This is a genomic window from Rhodococcus sp. Leaf247 (genome assembly GCF_001426185.1).
Classification (GTDB): Bacteria; Actinomycetota; Actinomycetes; order Mycobacteriales; family Mycobacteriaceae; genus Rhodococcoides.
This window is the reverse complement of sequence record NZ_LMRP01000001.1, coordinates 1,334,816-1,353,394: the sequence shown is the minus strand read 5'-3', so window position 1 is coordinate 1,353,394 and position 18,579 is coordinate 1,334,816. Positions and strand designations below refer to the sequence as shown.

Sequence of the window (18,579 nt, the reverse complement as noted above, 5' to 3'; positions counted from 1 at the left end):
GGAACTCACGTGAAAACCACAACTTGGACAAAGGCTTTGGCCGGCATTGCTGCCGCGAGCCTGGTCCTGACCGGCTGCAGCAGCTCGGAAGACACGACCACCGGTGAGGCGGCGGACGTCGCCGGTGCGCAGGCGGTCGCCGACCAGTACGAAGCAGCGCCGACCGATCTCGTGCTGACGACGCCGTTGAGCAAGGCGCCGGACGAGGGCAAGTACGTCATCAGCATCGAGACGCCCCAGCCGATCTCCAGTGCCAAGAACGACGCCATTCAGCAGGCCGCGGATGTACTGGGGTGGCGATACCAGCGTGTTCTGATGGGCACCGACGCCGAAGCGGCACCCAAGGCCATGGATCAGGCCATTGCCCTGAACCCGGACGCCATCCACATCTCCGGCACACCGTTGACGATGCTGACGAAGCAGATCGCCTCGGCCGAGGCTGCGGGCATTCCGGTGGTCGCCGACAGTATTGCGGGCGAACCGGTTCCCGGCGTCATCTCCACCGCGCTCGACGGCGATGCGCAGGTGCAGGAATGGGGCAAGATGGTGGCCAGTCAGGTGGTCGCCGACAGCAACGGCGAAGCCAACGTCGCGATCTTCTCGATCACCGATTACTCGATCCTCAACGTGTTCACGGACGCGTTCACCGAGCAGCTGGCGAGCCAATGCCCGGACTGCAAGGTTCAACTCGTCAACCAGCAGGTCACCGACCTCGGAACCAAGACCCCGCAGAGCGTCGTCAGTACGCTCCAGCGGGACCCGACCATCAACTACGCAGTCTTCTCCTTCGGAGACCTCGTTCTCGGTGTCGACGCGGCACTGCGCGGCGCGAGCCTGCAGGACCAGGTCACGTTCGCCGGTCAGACTCCGACACCGGACAACCTGCAGTCGCTGAAGGACGGCGACAACAGTGTGTGGGTAGGGTTCCCGGTCCAGATTCTCGGATGGCGCGTGCTGGACACGCTGGCCCGTCAGTTCAACGGTGACGATCTCGCCGAGGCGGACGCCGCGTTCATGCCGACTCAGTTGCTCAACAAAGACAACATCGAGACGGCAGTACTCGACGAGGACACCGGCTACTACGTCGGTGTCGCCGACTACCAGGATCAGTTCAAGACTCTCTGGAAGAAGTAGCCGCGCGTGAACCAGTCAGCAGCCGGACGCATCGTGTCGCTGTCGTCCTTGTCGGCGATCGAGGTGCCGCCGCCGCAATTCGTGGAATTCGCAGCTGCGGGCGGGTTCACCGCAGTGGGTGTCCGAGTGGCGCAGACCCGGCAGGACAGGGGTTTTCAGCTCCCTGCCGGGTCCGCGTTGCTCCGCGACACCAAGTCCGCCCTGGCGGATAGCGGGATGCGGGTGCTCGACGTCGAAGTGGTGAAACTGCATCCCGGGAGTTCGCGCGGTGATTGGTCAGCGGTGCTCGAGGCCGGCGCAGAACTGGGCGCGGACCACCTTCTCGTCACGGTGCTCGACGACGATCGAGTTCGCGCCGAGAGCAACTTCTCGGAGCTCGCGGAACTGTCCGGCGAGTACGGCCTTCGCACCTGTCTGGAACCGATGATCTTCTCCTCGGTGCGGGACGTGACGGCGGCCGCAGCATTCGTCGAGGGTGTGTCCGGTCGGCCGGGTGTGCTCGTCGACGCGTTGCATTGGGCGCGTGCGGGTTCCGGCGTCGCCGATCTCACCGCCGTCGCACCGGATCTGTTGCCGTACTGCCAGCTGTGCGACGCGGTGTCGGCGGACCCGTCGACGGATCCGAACGCGGCCATCACCGAAGCCCGAACCGACCGGCTGGCGCCGGGCGCGGGTGCCCTCCCGCTCGTGGAATTTTTGCAGGCACTCCCGGCGTCGGCCGCACTGAGTGTCGAGGCTCCCTCGGCTCGAAGCGTCACCGATCCGGGCGGATGGATAGCCGAACTCGGCCGGGCGACGTGGACGGTGCTCGACCGGATGCCGCACTCGAATGAGAAACTGTACTCATGACCAACAAACTCCAGCGACCGTTTCGGTTCGCCGCCCAGGTGTATCGGGCGAACACTGGACAGGAATGGCGGGACGTCGCGCGCCGGGTCGAGGACATGGGCTACTCCGCCCTGCACGTGTCCGACCACTACATCGGTCCCGGTGCGGCGCTCGATCCGACCGGGCATCGTCCGGTGACCATGGCGCCTGTCGCCAGCATGGCGGTGGCCGCCGAGGTGACCAACACCCTGAAGGTCGGCTGCCGCATGTTCTGTGCGAGCTACCACGAACCGGTGGTACTCGCGAAAGAGGTTGCGACACTGGCGATGTTCGCGCCCGACCGGATCGAGGTCGGTCTGGGTGCAGGGTGGCTCGGCGCGGAGTACGAGGCCATGGGCATCGACTTTCCCTCCGCCGGCATGCGCGTCGACAGGCTCGAGGAGACCGTCGAGTTGATCACGCAGTATCTCGCGGGTGCGGCGATCGACGTCGACGGGAAATTCGTCAAGGCACGCGATTTCGTACCGTTACCGGTGCCGGAGGTCACGCCGCCGATCATGATCGGCGGCGGCGCCCGGCGAGTCCTCACCTTGGCAGGCAAGACCGCCGACATCGTGAGCATCAACTTCAACAACCGTTCCGGCGTACTCGGTTCCGACAGCGTCGCGACCTCGACGGTCGACGAGACGCACAAGAAACTTGCCTGGGTGCGGGACGGAGCCGGTGATCGATTCCCGGACATCGAACTCGAGACCGGTGCCTACTTCGTCGCGATCGACGGCGCGACGGACGTCACCGAACAGTCGCTGCTCGACCGCACCGGATTCTCCCGCGACGAACTGCGCGCTTTTCCGCACGCGCTCGTCGGGACCGTCGACAACATCTGCGATCAACTCGAGCAGCGACGCGATGAGTTCGGTTTCTCCTACTTCACCATCGGCGATCGCGCGTACGAACAGTTCGCACCGGTCGTCGAGCGTATGACCGGAAAGTGAACGCTGACATGACATCTGCAGTCGAGAACAAGTACGTCCACATCGTCGCACCCAAGGACGCGGAAACTGTCGTCGAGGACGCGGTCACACCGGCCCCGGACGGGGTCGTCGTCGACATCCGGTACTGCGGCATCTGCGCGACCGACACGCACGGATACGCGTCGGCGGCGCTGCCGCCGGCGGTGTTCGGACACGAATGGACGGGCACGATCAGTGCGGTGGGTACCGACGTCACGACGGTGCGCGTCGGGCAACGCGTGGTCGCGGGTGTCGGGCCGGCGTGCGGGGTGTGCGCTCAGTGTCGCGCCGGGCACGCGGCCAATTGCGATCTCGCGTTCGCGGAGGCCAACGGAATCACCGACGACGCACCGGTCCACGGTGGTTTCGCCACCAAGTTGAAAGTGTCGGCACGACGGGCGATTCCAGTACTGGATGCGTTGTCCGACGAGGAGGCCGCGTTGATGGAGCCGGCCACCGTGACGTTCCATGCGGTCAAACGAGCCGCCATCACGCTCGGGTCGATCGTCGTGGTCCAGGGCGCCGGTCCCATCGGACTGCTGACCGCGCAGCATGCTCGCACCGCCGGCGCCGGTCGAGTGCTGGTCAGCGAACCGTCGGCCGCACGTCGTTCGGCGGCAACGAATCTGGGCTTCACCCATGTGGTGGAACCCGGCGAACTCGCGGCTCTGCTCGGCGAGGTCTCCGACGGTCTCGGCGCGGACATCCTGTTCGAATGCACCGGCGTCGCCGCGCTGTTTCAGCCCTCGGCGGAGTTGGTTCGTCGAGGTGGAACGCTGGCGCTGCTCGGATATCCCGGAACCGATTCGTCGGTGAGCTACGGCGACTGGCAGTCGCGCGAACTGACGGTGATCGGCTCGCTGGCGTACTCGCACGAGGACTTCAAGGGCACGATGACGCTGATCGCCGAAGGCCGAATCGACGTGAAGTCGCTGCACACCGGGACGATCGGTCTGGGGGAGTTGGTGGCCATGTTCGACGAACTCGACAGCGGCACCAGCACCCACGCCAAGGTGCTGGTGGACCCGAACCGCTAGAGCCCGGCGGGCACCGGGACGGTCTGGCCGCTGCCGCAGGTGGCGCCGCCGTCGACCGGGATCGCCACCCCGGTGACGAACGACGCGAGCGGGGAGGCGAGGAACGCGATGACCTCGCCCACCTCGCGGGCGGTGCCCCAACGGTGCAGAGGCACCATGCCTTTGAGCGACTCGTAGCGATCGGGCGTGTTCTCTTCGATGCGCTTGGTCATCCCGGTACTGATCGGGCCGGGGCAGACGGCGTTGACGCGGATACCGTCGTTCGCGAGGTCGAGGGCGAACGACCGCGCCATGTTGACCGCACCCGCTTTCGCTGCGGCGTACGGCCACCGGTTGGGTTCCCCGCCCAGTGCGGTTGCCGACGCCGTGATCACGACCGAGCCACCGCCGGAGCGGCGGAACGCCGGAATGGCTTCGCGTACACCGAGTGCGATCGCCCTGAGATTGACATCGATCGAGCGATCGAAGACATCCATGTCGAGGGTCTCGATGGACCCCGACGCGGGGACACCGGCGTTGAGAACCAGGGCATCGAGTCGGCCGAAGGACTTTTCGGCCTGTTCGACAGCGGCGCGGTTGTCGTCGGCGTGCGTCACGTCGCCGACGAACGAGACCGCATTGTCGTTGCCCGCCAACCAATCCAGTGACTCCGGGGTGGTGTCGAAGGCGACCACCGACCCGCCACGTTCGAGGATGATCTCGACTGCGGCGCGGCCGATCCCGGACGCTGCGCCGGTGACGACCGCCACGAGACCGTTGCTCACGAGCTCGTGTCCATCTCGATGATCGCGCGACCGACGATCTCACCGCGTGCGAGCGCCTGATAGGCCTCGTCCACCTGGTCGAGCGAATAGCGGCGGGTGATGACGCGCTCGGGCGCAACGATTCCGCCCGACACCATCCGCAGAAGTGCCGGCATGTCCGTGCGGCTCTTCGCACCGTAGGAGCCGTGGATCTCGAGCTTGCGCCGCACCAGTCGGGCGAGGTCGATCTCACCGACACTGCCGGCGGGAGCGATGCCCACGACGACCGCGCGTCCACCGTCGTCGAGGATGTCCAGGGCTGTGGCGAACGTGCGTGCGTTGCCGAGGGCCTCGAACGCCACATCGACACCGTGCCCGTCCGTCAACGCCTTGACCTCGGCCACCGCGTCGGAGGTCATCGAGTTGATCGTATGGGTAGCGCCAAGGGCGGCAACGGCTTTCAGCTTGTCGTCGTCGATGTCGATCGCGATGATCTGCGAGACGCCCGCAGCGACCGCGAACTGGACGATCGACGATCCGACCCCACCCGCGGCGATGACCGCGATGCGATCCCCGAGCGAGAGCTCGGCGTTGTTGATCGCGCCCAGCGCGGTGAAGGAACTGCACCCGAGGATGGACACCTCGCCCAGACCGACGCCCTCGGGGACGATGAACGCGTCGGACGCGGGAACGACGCAGTACTCCGCCAGTCCGCCCATGGAGTACATCGCGAGCGGTGTCCCGTCCGCGCGGGCGAGTCGTGTGTCGCCGTCGTAGAGCGTTCCGTTCAGTCGGTTGTGCGCGAAGAACTTCTCGCACAGATCTTCCTTGCCGCTCACGCAGTGCCGGCAATCGCCGCACGGCATGATGAAACTGCAGACGACGCGGTCGCCGACCGCGACGTTCTCCACGCCCTCGCCGATGGTCTCGACGACGCCGGACACCTCGTGTCCCAGCACGGCGGGAACGGGGAACTTCACCTCGGACTTGAGGACGTGCAGGTCGGTGTGGCACACACCGCATGCGGTCACCTTCAGCAAGATCTCACCGCGCCTCGGCTCCGGGCGGGGGATCTCTTCGACGGTCAGGGACGGGCTGGTGCCGTCGAACACTGCGGCTCTCATCATGCACTCGCTTTCGACGTGGTCAGTTCTGCGGCGGTCTCGAGCAGCACGGCCAGGCGCGACGGGGCCTCGGCCCAGTGAGCGGCCGAGTCCATCTCGTCCCAGAAGTTGAGCTCGACTATCAATTGTTCCGCACCGGCCGCGAGCGCGGTCCGGAGGTCTCCCTGCACGCCCTCGATACCGTGACCGCCCGAACCGACGGCATCCGTCGGCCGTTGCAAGTACGACCGCAGGAACAGCCGCACCGGATCGGCGCCGTCGGGCCGCATGCCGGCCATGGTGGCGAGCTGGTCGAGCAGCGCTTCGGGTGTCCCGCTACTGGGGTTCCAGATGTCGAACAACGCTGCGGTGCGGGCCAATCCGGTCGCCGAGCGAAGGCCGGACAGGAGCGGTGGGTGCGGCTGCTGCACGGGTTTGGGCCGAACGACGGAGCGGGGGATGGTGAAGAATTCGCCGTCGAACTGCACGGGATCAGGACCCCAGCACGCCTGGACGGCCTGCACCAGTTCACTCATCCGTCGACCGCGAGTCCGCGGATCGACGTCCATCTGGCCGTGTTCTTCGTCGGACCAGCCGGCGCCGAGTCCGGCAACGAGGCGTCCGCCGGACAGGACGTCCAGAGTCGAAAGTCGTTGCGCCAGTTCGATGGGGCGATGATAGCCGGCCACCAGGATACTGCTGCCGATCATGACCGTCCGGGTGCAGGCCGCCACGTAGGCCATCAGCTCCGTGGCGCCGAGCACCGAGCGGTAGGCCGGGTGGACGCTGGTGGTGTGCCGGCCACCGTAGATCGATTCGTTCTGTTCCGGATAGAACAGGTGCTCCTGGACCCACAGACTCGCGAACCCGAGTTCCTCGGCCGAGGTGGCGAACTCGCGCACGGCTCCGACGTCGACGTGCTCGCCGAGCTGGGGGAGGGTGAGCCCGATCCTCACAGAACGGTGACCGTTCCGGTGTTGCCGTCGACCTCGATCATCGCGCCGTCGGGAATGCGGGACGTGGCGTCCTGCACCGACACGGCACAGGGGATGCCGAGCTCGCGGCAGACGATCGACGAGTGGGTGATGGTGGCACCGACGTTGACCACGACACCGCCGGCGAAGACGAACAGGGGCGTCCAGGCCGGATCGGTCTGCGGCGCAACGATGATGTCACCTTCGGCCAGGTCGCCGACCTCGTACGGGTCGTGCAGAATTCGGGCACGGCCGCGGCTCACGCCCGGTGCACCGCCGACACCGGACAACTTGTCGCCCGGTGCGGCGATCTGCGCCTTGTGTTCGGTGCGCTTGGGCCACTGCGACAGCAACGGCTTCTCGAACAGGAAGAACGGCGGTTCGAGCTCGAAGAGAGCCAGGTATTGCTCACGCCGGCTCGCGATCGTGTCCTCGAAGGACTCGGGGTCGGCCACGAAGGCGTCGAGCTCGTCGTCGAGCAGCATGGTGATGTCGTGGTGGTCGCCGATGACTCCTCGGTCCACCATGCGATGGCCCAATTCGTAGAGGGCTGTCCGCATTTCGCCCATGACCTTCACGCACGCGGTCTTGGTACGTTCACGCCACGGCATGAACTTGGTGATGGATTTGGCGGCGTCGAGGAAGCTCTGCCTGGTGGCGTCGTCCGGCATCTTTGCGGCGAGTTCGGCGGTGAGCGCGATGCGCTTGGCCTGGTTGCGCTCCCGGATGAGTTCGGGATCGTTCTCGGCTGGGCTCATCCGCATGCCGTTGACGGCGAGCAGAGCCAGGACGGGCTTGGATTCCCAACTGTCCGAACGGATGTCCCACTCGTTGGGCGCACGCGAGCCGTACTTGTAGAGGAAGTCGTCGAAGTCCGTTCGAAACTGTTTCGCGTCGGGGGTGCCGCTGGCATCGACGGTGTCCAGCAACGTGGCCAGGCCGTCGTCGAACAGTGCGGTGAGTTCTGCGGACCCGGCCACGAGGCGGCCCATGTTCCACAGCGCGTAGGAGGGCTCCGCGGAGTCGACTCCGCCGAGGCCGCTTAGGAGGTCGCCGAGCTTGTCTGCCTCGCCGATGGTTTCCAGCAGCGCGCCCGCGACGGCCGGCCCCATCGTCGACAGTGTGGTGGTGACGGGGTGGTAGGCGTAGCAGAAGATCAGGTCCGGAACGAAGGAGCGGGCGTGGTCGACGAGCGCCTGGTCGCTCATCGCGGTGACGTCGGGTCGATTCGCACGCGCGAGATCGGCACGGCGCTTGGCTTCTTCGGCTTCGGGGAACGTGTCCGTGGTCAGCGACCATGCGGTCTTCTCGGCGAGGCCGGCGGTGAGCTCGGCATTCTCGTGGCCGGGTTTCTCGACGTACTCGGGGATGTCCGGATGGTCGCCGACCCACAGGCTGTTCCAGACCGGGACGGTGAGTCCGGGCAGCCGCGCACCGTTGAGTTCTGTCATCGAGAAGTTCGTGTAGTGGTACCCGCCGAAGTTGCCGATGATTTCCGGCATCTCCTCGTCGATCTCCGACGCGAGGTGAGTTCCGAGGTGCTCGACGTAGCCCTCACGCCAACCGATGTTCAACCCCTTGTTCCACACGAGGGTGACGTTGAGCGGACTCGACGGGTCGGGCAGAACTTCACCGGCGTTCGCCCGTGTGTACACCGGATACCGCTCGCTGAACTCCCAGTCGGTGATCCAACTGTCGGGATTCTGGTCGGTGCTCATCGAGTCCTCCTCATCTGTGGCTGTGGGACTGTATTTCAAGTCACACTATAGAAACAACGGGCCAATGGAAACATGCACAGAGATATTACGCAGCAGTTTGAAGCGGTGATCTTGGTTCGAGTCCCGTTCTACTAACTTGACTCCCAATCTAGTAACAGGTCCAATCTTGTGGGAGACTCAGCTCACACCCCTATCCGGGAGGAACATCATGTTCTCGAAAGTCCTCGTCGCAAATCGTGGAGAGATCGCCGTCCGCGCGTTCCGTGCGGCGGTCGAACTGGGCGCCTCCACGGTGGCCGTGTACCCCTACGAGGACCGCAATTCGGCGCACCGCGCCAAGGCGTTCGAGTCTTATCAGATCGGCGAGCCGGGTCACCCGGTTCGCGCGTACCTCTCGGTCGACGAAATCATCGCGGCGGCACGCAAAGCCGGCGCCGATGCGGTCTACCCGGGGTACGGCTTCCTGTCGGAGAACGCCACCTTGGCCGCAGCCTGCAAGGCCGCCGGTATCACGTTCGTCGGCCCGTCCGCCGAGATCCTCGAGCTCACCGGAGACAAGTCGCGCGCTATCGCCGCAGCCACAGCGGCAGGGCTTCCGGTCCTCGCATCGTCGGCACCGTCCGACGATCCCGACGTGTTGATCGCGGCGGCCGAGACGATGTCGTTCCCGATCTTCGTCAAGGCGATCGCCGGCGGTGGCGGACGCGGAATGCGCCGGGTGGCCGCACCGGAACAGCTGCGCGACGCCATCGACGCCGCGTCGCGCGAGGCGAAGACCGCGTTCGGTGACGGGACCGTCTTTCTCGAGCAGGCAGTCGTCGACCCCCGGCACATCGAGGTGCAGATCCTCGGCGATGCGACGGGCGAGGTCATTCACCTGTTCGAGCGGGATTGCTCCCTGCAGCGTCGCCATCAGAAGGTGGTCGAGGTCGCTCCCGCACCCGGCCTGGATCCCGAACTGCGAGAACGAATCTGTGCGGACGCGGTCAAGTTCGCCCGGCACATCGGCTACACCTGTGCCGGCACCGTGGAGTTCCTGCTCGACCCGCACGGCAACTACGTGTTCATCGAGATGAATCCGAGAATCCAGGTCGAACACACGGTCACCGAGGAAATCACCGACGTGGACCTGGTGGGCTCGCAACTGCGCATCGCGTCCGGTGAGAGCCTGGCCGATCTGGGATTGAGCCAGGACTCCATCGTGATCCGCGGCTTCGCGATGCAGTGCCGCATCACCACCGAGGATCCGACCGACGGCTTCCGTCCGGACACCGGCCGCGTGACGGCCTACCGCACCCCCGGAGGGTCGGGTGTGCGCCTCGACGGCAGCGTCGGAGTGGGTTCGGAGATCGGGTCCCACTTCGATTCGATGCTGGTCAAATTGACCTGTCGTGGGCGCGATTTCGCGACGGCGAGCGCCCGATCTCGACGGGCGATCGCCGAGTTCCGAGTACGCGGTGTGGCGACCAACATCCCGTTCCTGCAGGCGGTACTGGACAACCCGGACTTCCTCGCGTGGAAGGTCACCACGACGTTCATCGAAGAGCATCCGGAGCTGTTGACGCAGAACATCTCTGCCGACCGTGGTTCGCGCATCCTGCGGTACCTGGCCGACGTCACCGTCAACCGTCCGCACGGTGAGCGGCCGTCACCGGTGTACGCGATCGACAAGCTTCCGCAGATCGACACCCGATCCGCGCCTCCCCACGGTTCGAGAGACCGGCTGATCGCACTCGGACCGACCGGTTTCGCGGCCGACCTGCGCTCCGCCACTGCGCTCGCGGTCACCGACACCACCTTCCGCGACGCGCACCAGTCCTTGCTGGCGACCAGGGTGCGCACCCGCGATCTCGTGGCGGTGGCGCCCCACGTCGCGCGCCTGACGCCGCAGTTGTTCTCCGTCGAGGCGTGGGGCGGCGCCACCTACGACGTCGCGCTCCGCTTCCTGCACGAGGATCCGTGGGACCGACTCGCCGCCCTGCGCGCCGAGATGCCCAACATCTGCCTGCAGATGCTCCTCCGCGGCCGAAACACGGTCGGCTACACCGCGTATCCCGACCGCGTCACGCACGCCTTCGTGCAGGAGGCCACCGACACCGGAGTCGACATCTTCCGAATCTTCGACGCGCTCAACAACGTCGATCAGATGAAGCCGGCCATCGATGCGGTGCGAGAGACCGGAACCGCCGTCGCCGAGGTGGCGATGTCTTACACCGGCGATCTGGCCGATCCGAACGAGACTCTCTACGACCTCGACTACTACCTGCGCCTGGCCGAACGCATCGTCGACGCGGGTGCCCACGTCCTGGCGATCAAGGACATGGCCGGTCTACTGCGCCCGGCGGCCGCGGCGACCCTGGTCACCGCCTTGCGGTCACGCTTCGATCTGCCCGTGCACCTGCACACCCACGACACCCCCGGCGGTCAGCTCGCGACGTACTACGCCGCGTGGCAAGCGGGCGTCGATGCCGTCGACGGGGCGAGTGCGGCACTGGCCGGCACGACGAGTCAGCCTGCGTTGTCGGCGATCGTCGCGGCCACCGATCACACCGACCGCGCCACCGGACTCGACCTCGCCGCGGTCTGCGACCTCGAACCGTATTGGGCAGCAGTGCGTTCCACTTATGCACCGTTCGAATCCGGCCTGCCGGCGCCGACCGGTCGCGTCTACACCCACGAGATCCCCGGTGGCCAACTCTCCAATCTGCGACAGCAGGCATCGTCGCTGGGGCTCGCGCACCGTTTCGAGGACATCGAGGCGGCCTACGCGGGGGCGGATCGGGTGTTGGGCCGGCTCATCAAGGTGACACCGTCGTCGAAGGTGGTCGGAGACCTGGCGCTGGCTCTGGTCGGAGCCGATGCGACGGCAGCCGAGTTCGCCGCCGACCCGTCGAGTTACGACATCCCCGGGTCGGTCGTCGACTTCCTTCGCGGCGATCTCGGTGAACCGGCCGGCGGCTGGCCGGAACCCCTGCGGAGTCGGGCACTGACCGGCCGGGCCGAACCGCATCCCGTCACGCCGCTGACCGAGGCCGACGACGAGAAGCTGTCCGCCTCCGGTCCCGAACGCCGGACCACGTTGAACCGCTTGCTCTTTCCGGCTCCCGCACGGGAGTTCGAACAGCATCGGGAGGACTACGGCGACACCTCGCAGCTTTCGACCAACCAGTACTTCTACGGACTGCGGCAGGGGGAGGAGCACCGTGTTCGGCTCGAGCAGGGTGTCGAACTGTTGATCGGACTCGAAGCCATCTCGGACCCGGACGCCAAAGGAATCCGGAACGTTCTGTGCATCCTCAACGGACAGTTGCGCCCGGTGCGGATTCGTGACCGGAGCATCGAGACCACCACCCGGTCCGCCGAGAAGGCCGACCGCACCGACCCCGGTCACCTGCCCGCACCCTTCAGTGGCGTCGTGACGCTGTCGGTGAAGGAGGGTGACGTGGTCGCGCAGGGTGAATCGGTGGGCTCGATCGAGGCCATGAAGATGGAAGCGACCATTACCGCGACCAGGGCCGGCACGGTCACCAGAGTTCCGATCGGCCGCGCGGCCCAGGTCGACGGTGGGGATCTGCTGTTGGTGGTCGCCTGACCTCAGCCGCCGCCCTGATTCAGATCAGGTCGGCGGCAACGGTTTCGGCGTGCACGGTGGTGGCACCGAACAGCAGCTCACTGGTCTTGGCCCGCCGAAAGTATCGGTGCAGCGGGTGTTCCCAGGTGAACCCGATGCCACCGTGAATCTGAACGGACTCCTCGGCGGCGAAGGTGGCTGCCCTGGATGCGAGCATGCGAGCGGTTGCCGCGGCGACGACGAATTCGCTTCGGCTGCGCTCGTCGGCCCCGGCCGCATCGAGTACGGCTGCTTCGGCCAGCTCGATTGCGATGAGCATGTCGGTGAGGCGATGCTTGATGGCCTGGAACGACCCGATGGCCCGGCCGAACTGGTGCCGGGTCTTCGCGTACTCCACCGACATCTCCAGGCAGGCTCTGGCCGACCCCACCTGTTCGGCGGCCAGGGCGGTGATCGCGGCCGCCTGCGCGGTGTCGAGGCCGGCATCGATGTCGTCGCCGGTCACGCGGTGGGCGACGGCCCCGGAGAACTCGATGCGCGCAAGCGATCTGGTGAAATCCAAGGCCTCACGGGGCGTCCGGATCACCCCGGCGGCGGCGCCCTCGATCACTGCGAGCTCCGGTCCGTCCGGCCCGGTGGCCACCACGATCAGCAGATCCGCATCGGCGCCGTCCACCACGGCTTCCTGTGCGCCGTCGAGGACAAGGGTGTCGTCGACGCCGGCGGTAGCCGTGATCGGCGAGGCCGCGAACGGAAACGCGGTCACCAGAGCAGCAGTCTTGCTACCGTCGGCGATCTCCGGAAGATGCTGTGCACGAGCAGATTCGGACCCGGCGTGCAGAACGGTGAAGCCGGCCAGGATCACCGACGACAAATAGGGGGCGCTGCCGAGCGAGCGACCCAGTTCGGTCATGACTACCGCTGTGTCCTTCAGTGTGAAGCCGGCGCCGCCGAACCGTTCCGGGAACGGGATCTCGGTGAGGCCCATTTCCAGCAGTGCCGGCCGAACGTCCTGGCCCGCTTCCGTTCTCGCGAGCGACGAACGCAGGCTGCTCTGCAGGTCCCGTTGTTCGACCGTCAGTTCGAGTGTCATGCCGTGCTCCTAACGTGGTTCGCGAGGCAAGCCGAGCCCGCGTTCGCCGATGATGTTGCGCTGAATCTCGTCCGAACCGCCCGCGATCCGGTACCCCGGAGCGCCGAGCAGATGCTCGGTCCACGCGAAGGTGTCGGGTGCCCCGGTGTCCGCCAGGATGGCGGGGCCGAGGAACGCCGCCGCCGCGTCGCCGATGCGCTTGAGGTTCTGGGTCCAGACCAGCTTGCCGATCGAACCTTCGACTCCTGGAACGCCTCCCGCCAGCTCGCGCTCGGCGTATCGGGCAACCATCAGGGCCGACGCTCGTTCGTAGACGGCGACCTCGGCCAGCTGCTGTCGGACCAGTGGATCGTCGGAGATGCCGAGGCTCTTCGCCAGCCTGACCAGGTCCGTGCTGTTCCCGCCCGCGCTGACGATGCCGGCGCTCGAACTGCGCTCGAACCCGAGCGTCGTCAGCGCGACCGTCCACCCGTCGCCCTCGGCGCCGATGCGCAGCGAGTCGGGCAACTCCACGTCGGCGAGGAACACCTCGTTGAATGTCGATCCGCCCGACATCTGCCGGATGGGTCTGATATCGACGCCGGGTGCGTCCATGGGCATCATGAACGCGGTCATCCCGCGGTGTTTCGGAACCGTGGTGTCGGTGCGGGCGATGAGAAGACCCCACTTGGAGAACTGAGCCCCCGAACTCCACACCTTCTGGCCGTTGACGCGCCAGCCGCCGTCGGACTTGACGGCCTTCGTCGACAGGCCGGCGAGATCGGAGCCTGCGCCCGGTTCCGAGAACAGCTGGCAGCACAGCTCGTCGGCTCGCAGGAAGGGCGCCACGAACTGAGCCTGCTGTTCGGGCGAACCCAGGGCGTGGATGGTCGGCGCCACCAATTCGACTGTGACCAAGACGGTCTCGTGTCGTTCGGGCACATCGTACTGCCGCTCGAGTCCGACGTAGACGCGCTCGTGACTCGCCGTCAGTCCCGGTCCGCCCCACTCGGGGGCCCACGTGATCGCACCGAATCCGGCGTCGACCCGGCGGCCCTGCCACTGTGCCGCAGCTTCGATCAGTTCGCGTTCCTCGTCGTGGCTGCGGTTGTGGAAGATCGCGTAGTTGGGATCGGACGTCGTGGTGCCCGTCCGGCGTTCCAGGTTCTCCTCGAGCCACGCCGCGGACTTCTCGGCGAATGCCTGCACGTCGATCGTCATGACTTCCTTCCTGCCATCTCGGCGATGCGCGCCTCGACGGCGATCTTGGAATCGGGGTGTTCGGACAAGCGGAGGGTGTACGACTGCTCGAGTTCGTAACCGCGCTTGATGTCTACGTCTTCGCAGCCGTTGAGCGACTGTTTGGCGAGGGTCAGCGCGTACCGACTCTTGGTTGCTATCGAACGAGCACGAGACATCGCGGTTGCCATGAACTCCTCGTGCGCAACGACTTCGATCGGAGCACCCCAGTTCTTCAGCGTCTCCGCATCGACGGACTCGGCGGTGAAGAACATCCGGCGCATGGCTTGCTGGGGCAGCATCCGCGCGGTGAAGCGTCCACCGCCGAGCACGCCGACCCCCATCTCGGGAAGGCCGAACGTCGCCCGGTTGGAGGCGACCACCAGATCGCACATCGACGTGAGACCGAATCCGCTGCCGAGGCAGGGTCCGTTGATCGCGCCGATCACGGGCAGGGCGCAGTCCAGCACTCCGAAGATCGCACGCTTGGCCTCGCGCATGTCGACCACGCCGCTGGTTGCGTCCATCACCCGGAAGTTGCCGAGATCGTTGCCGGCGCAGAAGATGCGGCCGCGTCCGGTCAGCACCACGACCCTTACGTCCTGGTTGTCGGACAGTGCCTCGAAGACGCTGGCGATCTCCCGGTACATCTGCGTGTCTATCGCGTTCACCTTGCCGCGGGCCAACTCGACCAGCGCGATACCGGGTTCGGGCTCGGTGACCACGACGTGTTCGGGCTTTGAAGACAAGGGAGCCTCTATTTCTCGTGTGACGCGGCGAAGGTCATCGCCGCCATCTGCGCCGGCACGGCAGCGCGATCGCGTGTCCAGTTGCGCAGGGCGAATTTCTGCACCTTGCCGCTGGCGGTCTTGGGGAGCGAGTCCACCACGAAGATGCTTTCGGGAATCTTCTGCACGGCTATGTCGCGGTCGAGGAGGAAGCGGTGGACCTCGTCGAGGGTGATGTCCTGATGATCGCGGGTGACGACGAACGCGCATCCCCGTTCTCCCGTAACGGAATCGGGTCCCGCGACGACGGCGACCTCGATCACGGCGGGATGGGCACCGAGGTGATTCTCGACGTCGTGGGCGCTGATCTTCTCCCCGGAGCGGTTGATGATGTCCTTGATCCTGCCCACCACGTGAATGGCGCCATCGGCGTCGAAGCTGCCGAGATCGCCGGTACGAAAGAATCCGTCGGGCGTGAAGGCGTCGGCGTTCAGGGCGGGGTCCAGGTAGCCGAGGAACGTGTCCGGTCCGCGCCACAGAATTTCGCCGACTCCGCCGGCTGCGTCCGACACGATCACCTCGGTGGGTGCGATGGGGCGCCCGTCGGAGTTCTGGCGCACAGCCGGGGAATCCCACCGATCGGCCGTGGTGACGGACGGCCCCTCGGTGGCGCCGTACATGCGGACCACGGTGCCGAGGCGAATCGTGGCCGCCGCGGTGAGAGTGTCGGGTACGTCGGCTCCGCCGCAGACGATGTACCTGATCGACGGTGTTTGCTCCTGCGCCGATTCGGCTGCGTCGAGCAGCCCGCGGAGAAACGGCGTCGAGAAGATCATGAAACTGCAGCGCTCGTCGACGATGTGACGCAAGGCCGTCGCCGGGTCCCAAGTCTGTTGGAGGACAACGGTCGTGCCGAGAAGGAACGGAAGAACGAGCGCGCAGTTGACACCGGTGACGTGGGTGACCGGTGAGGGGTTGAAGATCACGTCGGTCTCGTTCAGCCCGAACCAGTCGATCATCGACATGTTCTCGAAGACCAGGGTGTTGTGACTGTGGAGCGCGCCCTTGGGGTCGGCGGTGGTGCCCGACGTGTAGAGCAGTAGACAGACGTCGTCGGCGGAAGGTGATGTAAGCGAACGTAATTCGGTGACCATCTCGTCCGTGACCTGGCTCAGCAGATCGTCCAACTCTCCGACGGAGACGACGAGTTCGAGGTTCGGTAGGTCGGCTGCCAGATCGCGGTACATCGCGTCGACGTCGACTCCACGCAACTCGTCGGGAACGAAGACGACCTTCGCCTGTGACTGTCCGAGGATGAAGCGGAGCTCGCGTGATCGGTAGATGGGCACGATGGGGTTGGCCACAGCGCCCAGTTTCATCACGGCCTGGAAGACGACGACCGCCTCGACGCAATTCGGGAGCTGGAACGAGACGACGTCGGCGGACGTGACGCCTCGGGCGTGCAGGGCCGCCGCGAGTCGCGTCGCGTCCCGGTCGATGTCGGCGAACGTGGCGCGTCGATCACCCTGCACCACGGCGACCGCGTCCGGGTACTCGCGTGCCGCGCGGGTCAGGTAGTGCCCGATCGGCCGGTCCTGCCAATGCCCGCCGGCTCGATACGAGTGCGCGAGAGCGGCGGTCGGCGGCCTTGTCGGCAACATGGCTACTCCCTGCCGTGAGTCGTTACTTTTCTGACAACAACTACAGTAACTAACCGCGCAAACTATGTATAGAGTTAACGTAGAGCACACCTGCCGACGGCTATGGTTGTTCGATGGTCCGGGCCCCGAAGATGTCAGCGAAGATCGCCAACCTCATCGCCGACGAGATCCTGGCCGGTGGCATCGTCGAAGGGCAGCGACTGCCCACCGAGAAGGACATGGTGGCCGAGCACGGCGTCGCACGGACCACCGTTCGTGAAGCGCTTCGGCTGCTCGAGAGCCGTGACCTGGTCACGATCAAGTCGGGCATCGGCGGCGGTCCGGTAGCGAAGCGCCCTCAACTCGAGTCGCTCGGCAACACGATGAAACTCTTCCTGCAGATCGACGGGGCCAACATCAGCGACGTCATCGACGTCCGGCTCATGCTGGAACCGATCGTGGCGCGTGAAGCGGCCGCGAACATCAGCGACGAGCAGGTCGACGTCATGCAGACCGCGCTGGACCGGATGCGCGAAGACCCCGGTGACTACGCCAACTTCCAGGAGAACAACGCGGCTTTCCAGCGCAGCGTCTACGACGCCGCCGGCAACCCGGTGCTCAACATCGTCATGGAAACCCTGTGGCTGCTCGTGCGGGACGCCGAGCCGAACGAGCACCCCATCGCGACGCGGCTGGCGGCGATCGAGATGCAGCAGGACGTACTCGACGCGATGCGGGCGCGCGACGAGGACGCCGCGGCGGCCACCATGAGCGCATTCGTCGAGGAGACGGCCAAGTACTACCGTCGCCGGCTGTCCGAGATCATATCCGGGCCCGTTCGGTGGCAGATGTAACTAGCGTCAGCTGTGCCAGAGAACGACTTGGAACCTGTAGGCATGGTCGTTGCCGCCGTGAGGTTGGGTATTCAGAGCGGTTTTGAGGTCTTCGATCGCCAACCCTAAGCTGGTAACCAGTTCGCAGCCCGCCTAGTCGGATTGAGCCCCGCCTTCGTCCGCTTGTGCAGACGTCGAAAGTGTGAAGTGCGGAAGGTCCAAGGGGTAAGGGCTTCTCGGCTCAACGGTGTCTGCCCCGATCAAGACCGCTGACCAAGCTGCTCAAGTGAGGCGTTCCGAACCGCGCGGATGCGATTCGGCCGCATGCAGTCTGCGCGGATTTTTGGTCAGCGTTACACCTGCGTCGACCGAGCGTTGGCGCAAGATACGCCTGTCGTCGAAGACAGGAACGAGCTTTTGTGGCTCCGCCGAATGCTCGACAATGGTAAAGGGACGGGCCGGTGCACGCACCGACAGAAACCTGGCGTCGACCGAACTGACCGATGGCTGTGTGACACCCTGTGGCACAGCTAGTTACACGCCGATATTTGGGCCGGGCGGCTCAGTCTCGGTGTCACGAGAGTGTCACAAGTCGGGACGGACGGAGGTGGACCGCGGCGGACGGTGATGGACGAATACGCAGATCAGGACGGTCTTCGTGAGTCCAGGTGTATCCACCTGATCGTGCCGTCGAAGCCTTGTAAGCGAGCGGTCTTCGGTTCAATCCCGAAAGGAGGCTCTTGATATGCCTCTGACCAGCATAAATGCTCTGATATGGCCTGATCTGACCTCTCGTTTCACGACTTCTCCCGGTACGTCCATGCAGGTCCGCCACGGTCCAGGGCCGTTCGGTCACCTGCGAAATGCTCCGAAAAAGGGCTCGCTGTCACGAGTTGTCACAACTCATCCGTAACTCCTTCGGTGGACTCGGGTGGACTCGGGTGGA

14 protein-coding genes are annotated in these 18,579 nt (G+C 65.7%); 6 read left to right on the top strand and 8 right to left on the bottom strand.

Annotated elements, in window-relative coordinates; genetic code table 11:
• Window positions 1–9: 9 nt before the first annotated feature.
• The 4 genes from ASG64_RS06420 to ASG64_RS06405 are packed head-to-tail and all read left to right on the top strand — an operon-like array spanning window position 10 to window position 4,012.
• Window positions 10–1,134 carry a sugar ABC transporter substrate-binding protein gene (locus ASG64_RS06420; protein WP_162245364.1) on the top strand — a complete coding sequence of 375 codons (1,125 nt, stop codon included), beginning with the start codon at window positions 10–12 and terminating at the stop codon, window positions 1,132–1,134.
• A 6-nt stretch (window positions 1,135–1,140) separates the two neighbouring features.
• Complete coding sequence (locus ASG64_RS06415) at window positions 1,141–1,983, top strand: sugar phosphate isomerase/epimerase family protein (RefSeq protein WP_235579507.1); 843 nt, start codon at window positions 1,141–1,143, stop codon at window positions 1,981–1,983.
• Entirely contained in the window at window positions 1,980–2,957 is a 978-nt protein-coding gene (locus ASG64_RS06410) for a TIGR03621 family F420-dependent LLM class oxidoreductase (RefSeq protein ID WP_056071183.1), read from the top strand. Before ASG64_RS06415 ends, ASG64_RS06410 begins: the two co-directional genes overlap by 4 nt.
• Before the next feature lie 8 nt (window positions 2,958–2,965).
• Window positions 2,966–4,012 carry a zinc-dependent alcohol dehydrogenase gene (locus tag ASG64_RS06405; protein WP_056072815.1) on the top strand — a complete coding sequence of 349 codons (1,047 nt, stop codon included), beginning with the start codon at window positions 2,966–2,968 and terminating at the stop codon, window positions 4,010–4,012.
• On the opposite strand, the gene ASG64_RS06400 is transcribed toward ASG64_RS06405, so the two are convergent.
• The 4 genes from ASG64_RS06400 to ASG64_RS06385 are packed head-to-tail and all read right to left on the bottom strand — an operon-like array spanning window position 4,009 to window position 8,550.
• Complete coding sequence (locus ASG64_RS06400; RefSeq protein WP_056071178.1) at window positions 4,009–4,776, bottom strand: SDR family NAD(P)-dependent oxidoreductase; 768 nt, start codon at window positions 4,774–4,776, stop codon at window positions 4,009–4,011. The two genes, ASG64_RS06405 and ASG64_RS06400, sit on opposite strands and share 4 nt — an antisense overlap.
• Window positions 4,773–5,879, bottom strand: a complete 1,107-nt coding sequence (locus tag ASG64_RS06395; protein ID WP_056071175.1) for a zinc-binding dehydrogenase — start codon at window positions 5,877–5,879, stop codon at window positions 4,773–4,775. The genes ASG64_RS06400 and ASG64_RS06395 overlap by 4 nt, the downstream gene beginning before the upstream one ends.
• Window positions 5,879–6,814: a TIGR03619 family F420-dependent LLM class oxidoreductase gene (locus tag ASG64_RS06390; RefSeq protein ID WP_056071170.1), complete on the bottom strand. Its 936-nt coding sequence runs from the start codon at window positions 6,812–6,814 to the stop codon at window positions 5,879–5,881. The genes ASG64_RS06395 and ASG64_RS06390 overlap by 1 nt, the downstream gene beginning before the upstream one ends.
• Window positions 6,811–8,550, bottom strand: a complete 1,740-nt coding sequence (locus ASG64_RS06385; RefSeq protein WP_056071167.1) for a PEP-utilizing enzyme — start codon at window positions 8,548–8,550, stop codon at window positions 6,811–6,813. The genes ASG64_RS06390 and ASG64_RS06385 overlap by 4 nt, the downstream gene beginning before the upstream one ends.
• 208 nt (window positions 8,551–8,758) lie before the next feature.
• Here ASG64_RS06385 and ASG64_RS06380 point away from each other — a divergent pair, with 208 nt between their 5' ends.
• A complete protein-coding gene (locus ASG64_RS06380) occupies window positions 8,759–12,142 on the top strand; it encodes a pyruvate carboxylase (RefSeq protein ID WP_056071165.1) in 3,384 nt (1,127 codons plus the stop codon).
• 19 nt (window positions 12,143–12,161) lie between these two features.
• Here ASG64_RS06380 and ASG64_RS06375 read toward each other — a convergent pair whose 3' ends face one another.
• From ASG64_RS06375 to ASG64_RS06360, 4 genes are read right to left on the bottom strand one after another with little or no spacing between them, the layout of a single operon-like run.
• Window positions 12,162–13,214, bottom strand: coding sequence for an acyl-CoA dehydrogenase family protein (locus ASG64_RS06375; protein WP_056071162.1), 1,053 nt, complete (start codon window positions 13,212–13,214; stop codon window positions 12,162–12,164).
• 9 nt (window positions 13,215–13,223) lie between these two features.
• Window positions 13,224–14,414 carry an acyl-CoA dehydrogenase family protein gene (locus ASG64_RS06370; RefSeq protein ID WP_056071159.1) on the bottom strand — a complete coding sequence of 397 codons (1,191 nt, stop codon included), beginning with the start codon at window positions 14,412–14,414 and terminating at the stop codon, window positions 13,224–13,226.
• Window positions 14,411–15,181, bottom strand: coding sequence for an enoyl-CoA hydratase-related protein (locus tag ASG64_RS06365; protein ID WP_056071156.1), 771 nt, complete (start codon window positions 15,179–15,181; stop codon window positions 14,411–14,413). The genes ASG64_RS06370 and ASG64_RS06365 overlap by 4 nt, the downstream gene beginning before the upstream one ends.
• Window positions 15,182–15,189: 8 nt before the next feature.
• The gene (locus ASG64_RS06360) at window positions 15,190–16,821 is read right to left on the bottom strand and encodes an AMP-binding protein (RefSeq protein ID WP_056071153.1); all 1,632 of its coding nucleotides are present in this window, start codon (window positions 16,819–16,821) and stop codon (window positions 15,190–15,192) included.
• Between the two features lie 113 nt (window positions 16,822–16,934).
• Here ASG64_RS06360 and ASG64_RS06355 point away from each other — a divergent pair, with 113 nt between their 5' ends.
• Complete coding sequence (locus ASG64_RS06355; protein WP_056071150.1) at window positions 16,935–17,654, top strand: FadR/GntR family transcriptional regulator; 720 nt, start codon at window positions 16,935–16,937, stop codon at window positions 17,652–17,654.
• Window positions 17,655–18,579 lie beyond the last annotated feature (925 nt).

Bases quoted from the DNA above. Each gene is read 5' to 3' on its own strand.
- ASG64_RS06385 (WP_056071167.1), bottom strand. From the start codon at position 8,550: ATGAGCACCGACCAGAATCCCGACAGTTGGATCACCGACTGGGAGTTC.
- ASG64_RS06355 (WP_056071150.1), top strand. From the start codon at position 16,935: ATGGTCCGGGCCCCGAAGATGTCAGCGAAGATCGCCAACCTCATCGCC.
- ASG64_RS06370 (WP_056071159.1), bottom strand. From the start codon at position 14,414: ATGACGATCGACGTGCAGGCATTCGCCGAGAAGTCCGCGGCGTGGCTC.
- ASG64_RS06375 (WP_056071162.1), bottom strand. From the start codon at position 13,214: ATGACACTCGAACTGACGGTCGAACAACGGGACCTGCAGAGCAGCCTG.
- ASG64_RS06395 (WP_056071175.1), bottom strand. From the start codon at position 5,879: ATGAGAGCCGCAGTGTTCGACGGCACCAGCCCGTCCCTGACCGTCGAA.
- ASG64_RS06405 (WP_056072815.1), top strand. From the start codon at position 2,966: ATGACATCTGCAGTCGAGAACAAGTACGTCCACATCGTCGCACCCAAG.
- ASG64_RS06410 (WP_056071183.1), top strand. From the start codon at position 1,980: ATGACCAACAAACTCCAGCGACCGTTTCGGTTCGCCGCCCAGGTGTAT.
- ASG64_RS06380 (WP_056071165.1), top strand. From the start codon at position 8,759: ATGTTCTCGAAAGTCCTCGTCGCAAATCGTGGAGAGATCGCCGTCCGC.
- ASG64_RS06360 (WP_056071153.1), bottom strand. From the start codon at position 16,821: ATGTTGCCGACAAGGCCGCCGACCGCCGCTCTCGCGCACTCGTATCGA.